At 73.5% G+C, this 8,485-nt stretch carries 6 protein-coding genes; 3 read left to right on the forward strand and 3 right to left on the reverse strand.

Annotation, left to right across the window (positions count from 1 at the left end):
• Positions 1–32 precede the first annotated feature (32 nt).
• On the forward strand, positions 33–1,490 hold the full coding sequence (locus AB0L25_RS38575; protein WP_500178296.1) for an MFS transporter: 1,458 nt from the start codon (positions 33–35) through the stop codon (positions 1,488–1,490).
• A 118-nt stretch (positions 1,491–1,608) separates the two neighbouring features.
• Entirely contained in the window at positions 1,609–3,495 is a 1,887-nt protein-coding gene (locus AB0L25_RS38580) for a propionyl-CoA synthetase (RefSeq protein WP_500178298.1), read from the forward strand.
• A gap of 29 nt (positions 3,496–3,524) precedes the next feature.
• Here AB0L25_RS38580 and AB0L25_RS38585 read toward each other — a convergent pair whose 3' ends face one another.
• Genes AB0L25_RS38585 through selD form a run of 3 tightly spaced genes read right to left on the reverse strand, consistent with a single transcriptional unit; the run spans position 3,525 to position 6,324 of the window.
• Positions 3,525–3,794 carry a GlsB/YeaQ/YmgE family stress response membrane protein gene (locus AB0L25_RS38585; protein ID WP_500178300.1) on the reverse strand — a complete coding sequence of 90 codons (270 nt, stop codon included), beginning with the start codon at positions 3,792–3,794 and terminating at the stop codon, positions 3,525–3,527.
• Positions 3,791–5,284 carry a peptide MFS transporter gene (locus tag AB0L25_RS38590; RefSeq protein ID WP_500178302.1) on the reverse strand — a complete coding sequence of 498 codons (1,494 nt, stop codon included), beginning with the start codon at positions 5,282–5,284 and terminating at the stop codon, positions 3,791–3,793. Before AB0L25_RS38590 ends, AB0L25_RS38585 begins: the two co-directional genes overlap by 4 nt.
• 47 nt (positions 5,285–5,331) lie before the next feature.
• On the reverse strand, positions 5,332–6,324 hold the full coding sequence (gene selD / locus AB0L25_RS38595; protein ID WP_500178304.1) for a selenide, water dikinase SelD: 993 nt from the start codon (positions 6,322–6,324) through the stop codon (positions 5,332–5,334).
• A gap of 193 nt (positions 6,325–6,517) precedes the next feature.
• On the opposite strand from selD, the gene AB0L25_RS38600 reads away from it, so the two are divergent.
• Entirely contained in the window at positions 6,518–8,362 is a 1,845-nt protein-coding gene (locus AB0L25_RS38600) for an AMP-dependent synthetase/ligase (protein WP_500178306.1), read from the forward strand.
• Positions 8,363–8,485 lie beyond the last annotated feature (123 nt).

Genomic DNA, 8,485 nt, shown 5'->3' on the forward strand with positions numbered 1-8,485 from the left:
GTATTCGCCCGGAGCGTCTGGAGGTCCCCCCGATGACCGGCGCGCCCACCGACGTCCCCCGCCGGGCCGCCGCGGCGGCACGACGGCGGCCCGCCGCCCCCGCGCACACGACGCTGACGCTGGTCGCGCTCGCCGCGGCGGGGATGGTCGTGTCGGTGCAGCAGACCCTGGTGATCCCGCTGCTGCCGCAGCTCATGGGCACCTTCGACGCGTCGGTCACGGCGGTGACGTGGGTGTTCACGGCGTCGCTGCTGGCGGGCGCGGTCGCGACGCCGCTGCTGACGCGGTTCGGCGACATGTACGGCAAGAAGCGGATGATCCTGCTGGCGCTGGTGCTGCTGATCGCGGGCTCGGTGCTGTGCGCGGCGTCCGGCTCGCTCGGGACCCTCATCGCGGGACGGTCGCTGCAGGGCGTGTCGTCGGTGATGGTGCCGCTCGCCATCGGGATGATCCGCGACACGTTCCCGCGCGACCGGATCACCACGGCGATCGGCGTGGTCAGCGCGACGATGGGCGTCGGCGGCAGCATCGGCATGATCGTGACCGGGCTGATCGCCGACCGCACCACCAGCCACCGGCCGGTGTTCTGGATCGCCGCCGCGCTCGGCGCGCTCGCGCTCGTCCTGGTCACCGTGACCGCCCGGGACGTCGGCGCCCGCGCGGGCGGCCGTCCGGACGTGCCGGGCGCGGTGCTGCTCGCGGGGTGGCTGACGTGCCTGCTGCTCGGCATCAGCCAGGGCAACGCGTGGGGCTGGACGTCCGGGGGCGTGCTCGGCCTGTTCGGCGCGGCGGCCGTGCTGTGCGCGGCGTGGACGGTCCTGGAGCTGCGGGTGCGCGAGCCGCTGGTGCGGCTGTCGCTGCTGGTCGGGGCGCGGTCGCTGTCGGCGAACGTCGCGTCGGCGCTGCTCGGGTTCTCGATGTTCGCGGCGTTCACGCTGATCGCGTCGTTCGTCCAGGCGGACCCGGACGAGGTCGGGTACGGGCTGGACGGCACGGTGCTGGACGTCGGCCTGTACATGCTGCCGAGCACGGCGACGATGCTGCTGTCGTCCATGCAGTCGGGGCGGATCAGCGCGCGGATCGGGCCCGCGTACACGCTCGCGGCGGGCGCGGCGATCGCCGGCGTGAGCTACCTGTGGCTCGCGTTCTCCAACGACCGCGGCCTCGACATGCTGATCTTCAGTGGCGTGCAGGGCCTCGGGTTCGGGGTGGCGTACGCGGCGCTGGGGACGCTCGCGGTGCAGCACGTCCCGATGGACCAGAGCGGCATCGCCAGCGGCATCAACTCGCTGGTCCGGGTGGGCGGCGGAAGCGTCGCGGGCGCGGTGACCGCCGCGATCCTGGCCGGGACGGTGATCGACGGCACGGACGTCCCGGCGCTGGGCGCGTACGAGCTGTCGTTCTGGATCGTCGGGGCGGGCGCGGTGCTGGCCGCGGCCGTCGCCCTCGGCAACGCGCTCCGGTATCCGCGGGACGACGCCGGGCTCTGACGGGTCGGCGCGGGGCCTTGACGAACGGCGCCCGATCCATGCCCTATAGGGGTGCGGCCCTACCGACGTGCGCCCCGATACGCGGATCGGGGCCGGGGACCCGCACCGGGAGGACCACATGGGCGCCTACGCCGCCGCGTACGAACGGAGCATCGCCGATCCGACCCGCTTCTGGGGGCTGGCGGCGCGGGACGTGCGGTGGCTCGTCCCGCCGGACCGGGTGCTGGACGACGGCGCCCCGCCGTTCTACCGGTGGTTCACCGGCGGCGAGCTGAACACGTGCGACAACGCGCTCGACCGGCACGTCGAGGAGGGGCGCGGCGACCAGCCCGCGCTGATCTACGACAGCCCGGTCACCGGGACGGAGCGGACCTACACCTACCGGGAGCTGACCGAGCTGACGGCGCGGTTCGCGGGCGCGCTGCGCGCGCAGGGCGTCGACCGCGGCGACCGGGTGGTCGTGTACATGCCGATGGTGCCCGAGGCCGTGATCGCGATGCTGGCGTGCGCCCGGCTGGGCGCGGTGCACTCGGTGGTGTTCGGCGGGTTCGCGGCGCGGGAGCTGGCGGTCCGGATCGACGACGCCCGCCCGAAGGCAGTGGTGTCGGCGTCCTGCGGCATCGAGGGCGCCCGTGTCGTGCCGTACAAGCCGCTGCTCGACGAGGCCCTCGACCTGGCCCGCCACAAGGTGGAGCGGTGCGTGATCCTGCAGCGCGAGCAGCTGCACGCCGATCTGCAGCGGCCGCGGGACGTCGCGTGGGACGAGGCGCTCGCGGGCGCGGCCCCCGCCGAGTGCGTCCCCGTCGCCGCCACCGACCCCCTCTACATCCTGTACACGTCGGGCACGACCGGACGGCCGAAGGGCGTGGTGCGCGACAACGGCGGGCACGCGGTCGCGTTGCGCTGGTCGATGGAGAACGTGTTCGGCGTCGGCCCCGGCGACGTGTTCTGGGCGGCGTCCGACGTCGGCTGGGTCGTCGGCCACTCCTACATCGTGTACGCGCCGCTGCTGACCGGCTGCACGACCGTCCTGTACGAGGGCAAGCCGGTGGGGACGCCCGACGCGGGCGCGTTCTGGCGCGTCGTCGAGCGGCACCGGGTGAAGGTGCTGTTCACCGCGCCCACCGCGATACGGGCGATCAAGAAGGAGGACCCGGAGGGCGCGCTGCTCGCCGGGCGCGACCTGGCGGCGTTCGACGCCCTGTTCCTGGCCGGGGAGCGGCTCGACCCCGACACCTGCCACTGGGCGGAGCGGATCCTGGACCGTCCCGTCGTGGACCACTGGTGGCAGACCGAGACCGGGTGGCCGATCGTGGCGAACCTGCGCGGCCTGGAGCCGATGCCGGTGAAGGCGGGGTCGCCGTCGGTGCCGGTGCCGGGCTACGACGTGCGGATCCTCGGCCCGGACGGGGCGCCGCTGCCGCCGGGCGAGGACGGCGACATCGCGATCCGGCTGCCGCTGCCGCCGGGGACGCTGCCCACCCTGTGGCAGGACGACGAGCGGTTCGTCGAGGCGTACCTGGACAAGCGTCCCGGCTACTACCTCACCGGCGACGGCGGCCGGATCGACGAGGACGGCTACGTGTGGGTGATGGGCCGCACCGACGACGTGATCAACGTCGCCGGGCACCGGCTGTCCACCGGGACGATGGAGGAGGTCATCGCGGCGCACCCGGCGGTCGCGGAATGCGCGGTCATCGGGGTGCGGGACGAGCTCAAGGGGCAGGTCCCGCGGGCGCTGGTGGTGCTGAAGAGCGGCGTCCTGGCCGAGGAGTCGGAGCTGGCGGCCGAGCTGGTGCGGCTGGTGCGCGACCAGGTCGGGCCGGTCGCGGCGCTGAAGGAGGTCACGGTCGTCCCGGCGCTGCCGAAGACCCGTTCGGGGAAGATCCTGCGGGCGGCGATGCGCGGGATCGCCGACGGCCGCGAGGTGGCCGTCCCGTCCACGATCGAGGACCCGGACGTCCTGGACGGCCTGCGTCCCGTGCTGCGCCCGGCGAGCGGCTGACCCGCGCGCGGCCGACCCGGGCCCGGCCGTCAGCGCCCGTGGCCGGCGGGCCAGCAGGCGGCGACCAGGATCACGGCGGTGACCGCCGTGCCGACCTGCACCGCCGCCTGCCGGACGCCCCAGGCCGCGTCCTCGGGGCCGAACAGGCCGAACAGGCCGGTCCCGGCGAACGCGGCGACGACGCCGACCCCGATCGTCGCCCAGGCCGGCATGGTCGGCCGGCCGGGCGTGACGAGGCGGCCGAGGGCGCCGACGGCGGCGCCCAGCACGATGGCGGCGATGCTCCCGGCGACGGTCATGCCCGTCCCATCGTCGGCGGGGCGTGCTCCTCGCCCATCAGGCGGCGCAGGGACCGGACGAACGCGAACATCGCCGCCCCCGCGACGATCGTGAACAGGCCCAGCGTGAGGAAGTACCGCACGTCCCCCCAGGCGTCCTCGAGGCGGGCGACCTGCCCGCCGACCGCGTCGCCCGCCGCGGTGGCCAGGAACCACACGCCCATCATCTGGCTGGCGAAGGCGTGCGGCGCCAGCCGGGTGGTGACCGACAGGCCGACCGGCGACAGCGACAGCTCCCCGAACACCTGCAGCAGGTAGACCGCGACCAGCCACGCGATCGTCACCCGGCCGCCGTCGGCGGCGGCCGCCGCCATCGACATCACGACGAACGACAGCCCCACCATGACGAGCGCGAACGCGAACTTCTGCGGGGTGCTGACGCGGCGCCCGAACCGCGTCGTCCACAGCCAAGCGAACACGGCGGCGAAGCAGATGATGAGGATGGGGTTGATGTTCTGCGTCCAGCTCGTCGGCATCCGCCAGCCGAAGAAGTTCAGGTCGACGTGCTCGTCGGCGAAGACGTTCAGGGGCCCGGGCGCCTGGTCGTAGATCATCCAGAAGACGGCGGCGCCGATGAACAGCCACACGTAGGCGCGCAGCCGCACGCGCTCCTCGTCGGTGACCTCGTGGCTGCGCAGCAGGTAGCCGAGGTAGACGGCGGGGACGACGAGCGCCAGCACGGTCAGCGCGACGGTGACGGCGTCGACCGTGAGCTCCCCGATCCCCGCGAGGATCGCCACGATGATGGCCGTGAGGGCGAGGCCGCCGAGGACGTACCGGACGAACGTGCGGCGCTCGTCCGGGGTGAGCCGGTGGCCCGGGACGTCCCCGACCCCGCGCAGGTGCCGCGAGCCGAGCACGTACTGGACGAGCCCGATCGCCATGCCGACGGCGGCGGCGCCGAACCCGGCGTGCCAGTTCACCTTCTCGCCGAGCCAGCCGACGAGGAAGGGGGCGAGGGAGCCGATGTTGATGCCCATGTAGAAGATGGAGAACCCGGCGTCGCGGCGGGCGTCGTCCTGTCCCGCGTAGAGCTTGCCGACCATGGTGGAGATGTTGGGCTTGAGCAGCCCGGTCCCCAGGATGATCAGCACGAGGCCGAGGTAGACGAACCCGGCGCCGCCCGGGATCGCCATCGACACGTGCCCGAGCATGATGACGACGCAGCCCCACAGGACGGCCCGCCGGGCGCCGAGGACGCGGTCGGCGATCCAGCCGCCCGGCAGGGCGACGAAGTACACCATCGACATGTAGACGCCGAGGAGCGCCTTCGCCGTGCCCTCCTCCATGTCGAGTCCGGACTCCGCGGGCGGCGCGATGAGGAAGAGAACGAGGATCCCCCGCAGCCCGTAGAAACTGAAGCGTTCCCACATCTCCGTGAAGAACAGCGTGGCCAGCCCCCACGGATGGCCGAAGAACGTACGTTCTCCCCGAACCGGCGCACCCGCCATGCGACCTCCCCCCGATCATCGCGACGGGGGTCCTACCCAAAGATCGGCTAGCGCACCACGAGCGCGCGGCGGCCGCGCGGCACCAGCTCGCCGATCACCGGCGCGCCGGGGATCTCGCCCGCCACCAGCAGCCCGCCGGACGTCTGCGCGTCGGCCAGCAGCAGCCGTTCCTCCTCGCCGATCCGGCGGAAGTCGGCGTGCGGCGACACCCACGACAGGTTCCGGCGGGTGCCGCCGGGGACGAACCCGTCGCGGACGGCGGCGCGGGCGCCGTCCAGGTACGGGACGGCGGCGGCGTCGACGACGGCGGTGACGCCGCTCGCCCGCGCCAGCTTGAACAGGTGGCCGAGCAGCCCGAACCCGGTGACGTCGGTGGCGCAGCGGGCGCCGCCGTCCAGGGCTGCCCGCGCGGCGGCGTCGTTGAGCGCGGTCATCGTCTCCACGGCCTGCGGGAACGCCTCGCCCGTCGCCTTGTGCCGGGCGTTCAGGACGCCGAGGCCGAGCGGCTTCGTCAGCGTCAGCGGGACCCCGGCGCGGCCGCCGTCCAGGCGCAGCAGCCGGTCCGGGTCGGCGACGCCGGTGACGGCGAGGCCGTACTTGGGCTCGGGGTCGTCCATGCTGTGGCCGCCGGCGATGGCGCAGCCCGCGGCGGCGGCGACGTCCCGGCCGCCGCGCAGGACCTCGCGGGCGAGGTCGCCGGGCAGCAGGTCGCCGGGCCAGGCCAGCAGGTTCAGCGCCATCAGCGGCTCGCCGCCCATCGCGTAGACGTCGGACAGCGCGTTCGCGGCGGCGATCCGGCCCCAGTCGTAGGGGTCGTCGACGACCGGGGGCAGGAAGTCGGCGGTGGACAGCACGGCGCGCCCGTCCCCCATCCGCACCGCCGCGGCGTCGTCGCCGTCCTCGCCGCCGGTCAGCAGCGGGGCGCCGCCGCCGGTGAGCCCGGCCACGACGCGTTCCAGCTCACCCGGGGGGATCTTGCAGGTACAGCCGCCGCCGTGGGCGTACTGGGTGAGGCGTGCGGTGCGGGCGAGGGGGGTCACCGGGAAATTTAATGCACAACTACCGCAAATGATCAACAACCGGACGGTACGGGATCGATCACCCAGCGACCACCAACGGCCGCCACCTGCGAAAGGACTCCCGAACCCCTTGCCCGAACAGTGTTCGGCATGGTGCGATTCGACTCTGCAAGTCATCACTTACTTCGGCATCGACACCGACACGAGGGGCGACATGGGCATCCAGGAGCAGCGCGCGGAACTCGACCGCGCCCTCAAGGGCCGGACGGTCTGCGGCGAACTCGCCGAGACCGCGGACCGGCACGGCGACCGGCCCGCCTACTCCGACCCCGACGGGGCGGGCTGGCGCACTCTCACCTGGGCCGACACCCGCGCCCGGGCGCTGGAGACGGCCGCCGGGTTCGCCGCGCTCGGGCTCCGGCCGGGCGAGGTCGTCGCGCTGATGATGCCGAACCGGTCCGAGCACGTGCTCGCCGACCTCGGCGCCGTCCACGCCGGCGGCGTCCCCACCACGGTGTACGCGACGCTCGCGCCCGAGCAGATCGCGTTCGTGGCCGGCGACTGTGCCGCGAAGTACGCCGTCCTCGACGGCCGCGACCAGCTCGACCGCTGGCTGCCCGCCCTCGACCGGCTGCCCGGCCTCCGCAAGATCATCATGGTGGACGCCGGCGCCTGCCCGGACGGCGACGACCGCTTCCTGACCTGGGACGCCTTCACCGAGCTCGGGCGCTCGTCGCTCGCCGCCGACCCGGCCGAGATCGACCGGCGCTGGCGGGCCGTCAAGCCCGAGGACACCGTCACCCTGCTCTACACCTCGGGCACCACCGGCAACCCCAAGGGCGTGCTGATCACCCACTCGATGGTGCTGCACGAGGCCGCGATGGTCCGGGGCAGCTCGGTGCTGCCCGACCACCCGTGCGGCGTCTCCTACCTGCCGTTCGCGCACATCGCCGACCGGGTCCTCAGCTACTACCTGCCGATCCGGCTGGGCTCGCACGTCCACTTCTGCCCGGACCCGACGAAGCTCACGTCCGTCCTCCCGCAGGTCCGGCCGCACTCGTTCTTCGGCGTCCCGCGGATCTGGGAGAAGATCATGGCGGGGATCCAGGCCGTGCTCGCCGCCGAGCAGGACGAGGCCAAGAAGGCCGCCGTCGCCGCCGCCCTCGACGCCGGCCGCGCCTACGTCACCGCCCAGGAGTTCGGCAACACCCTGACCCCGGAGATCACCGCCGCCTACGAGCGGGCCGACAAGGCCGTCCTCACCCCGATGAAGGCGATGCTCGGCCTCGACCGGGTCGGCCAGGCGTCCAGCGCCGCCGCACCCCTGCCGGAGGAGGTCGCCCGCTTCTTCGCCGGCCTCGGCCTGAAGATCTTCGACGCGTACGGGATGACCGAGACGACCGGCGCGATCACCGCGAACCTCGCCGACTCCTTCAAGCTCGGCACGGTCGGCCGCGCGTTCGGCGGCGTCGAGCTGAAGCTCGCCGACGACGGCGAGATCCTCGTGCGCGGCGCGACCTGCACCCCCGGCTACCTCAACCGGCCCGAGGCCACCGCCGACCTCATCGACGAGGACGGCTGGGTGCACACCGGCGACGTCGGGCGCCTCGACGAGGACGGCTTCCTGCGCGTCGTCGACCGGAAGAAGGAGCTGATCATCACCGCGGGCGGCGAGAACATCGCCCCCTCGATGATCGAGAACATGCTCAAGGAGCACCCGCTCGTCGGGCAGGCCCTCGCCTACGGCGACCGCCGCCCCTACGTCGTCGCCCTCGTCACCCTCGACGGCGAGGTCGCCCCCGTCTGGGCCGCCGCGCACGGCATCGAGCGGACCGACCTCGCCTCGCTCGCCGAGGACCCGGTCGTGCTGGAGGAGATCGGCCGCGCCGTCGCCGACGCCAACGAGCGGCTCGCCCGCGTGCAGCAGGTGAAGAAGTGGCGCCTGCTGCCCGCCGAGTGGACCGCCGAGAGCGAGGAGCTCACCCCGACCCTGAAGCTCAAGCGCCGCGTCGTCCACGGCAAGTACGAGTCGGCCATCGACGAGCTGTACGCGTCCTGACGGGGGCCCGCCGCGGCGGGCCCCTATGATCGGTGGCGGAGGCGTGTGAGCGCCTGGTGGCCTCCCCGACCTTCAAAGTCGACGGTCCCGAGGATCTCGGGACGGCGGGTTCGATTCCCGTAC

Source organism: Spirillospora sp. NPDC052242, assembly GCF_040679555.1.
In the GTDB taxonomy this organism is placed as follows: Bacteria; Actinomycetota; Actinomycetes; order Streptosporangiales; family Streptosporangiaceae; genus Spirillospora.

What these genes read in the sequence shown, in the direction of transcription:
- AB0L25_RS38580 (WP_500178298.1), top strand. Translation starts at nt 1,609, where the DNA reads ATGGGCGCCTACGCCGCCGCGTACGAACGGAGCATCGCCGATCCGACC.
- AB0L25_RS38575 (WP_500178296.1), top strand. Translation starts at nt 33, where the DNA reads ATGACCGGCGCGCCCACCGACGTCCCCCGCCGGGCCGCCGCGGCGGCA.
- AB0L25_RS38600 (WP_500178306.1), top strand. Translation starts at nt 6,518, where the DNA reads ATGGGCATCCAGGAGCAGCGCGCGGAACTCGACCGCGCCCTCAAGGGC.
- AB0L25_RS38590 (WP_500178302.1), bottom strand. Translation starts at nt 5,284, where the DNA reads ATGGCGGGTGCGCCGGTTCGGGGAGAACGTACGTTCTTCGGCCATCCG.
- AB0L25_RS38585 (WP_500178300.1), bottom strand. Translation starts at nt 3,794, where the DNA reads ATGACCGTCGCCGGGAGCATCGCCGCCATCGTGCTGGGCGCCGCCGTC.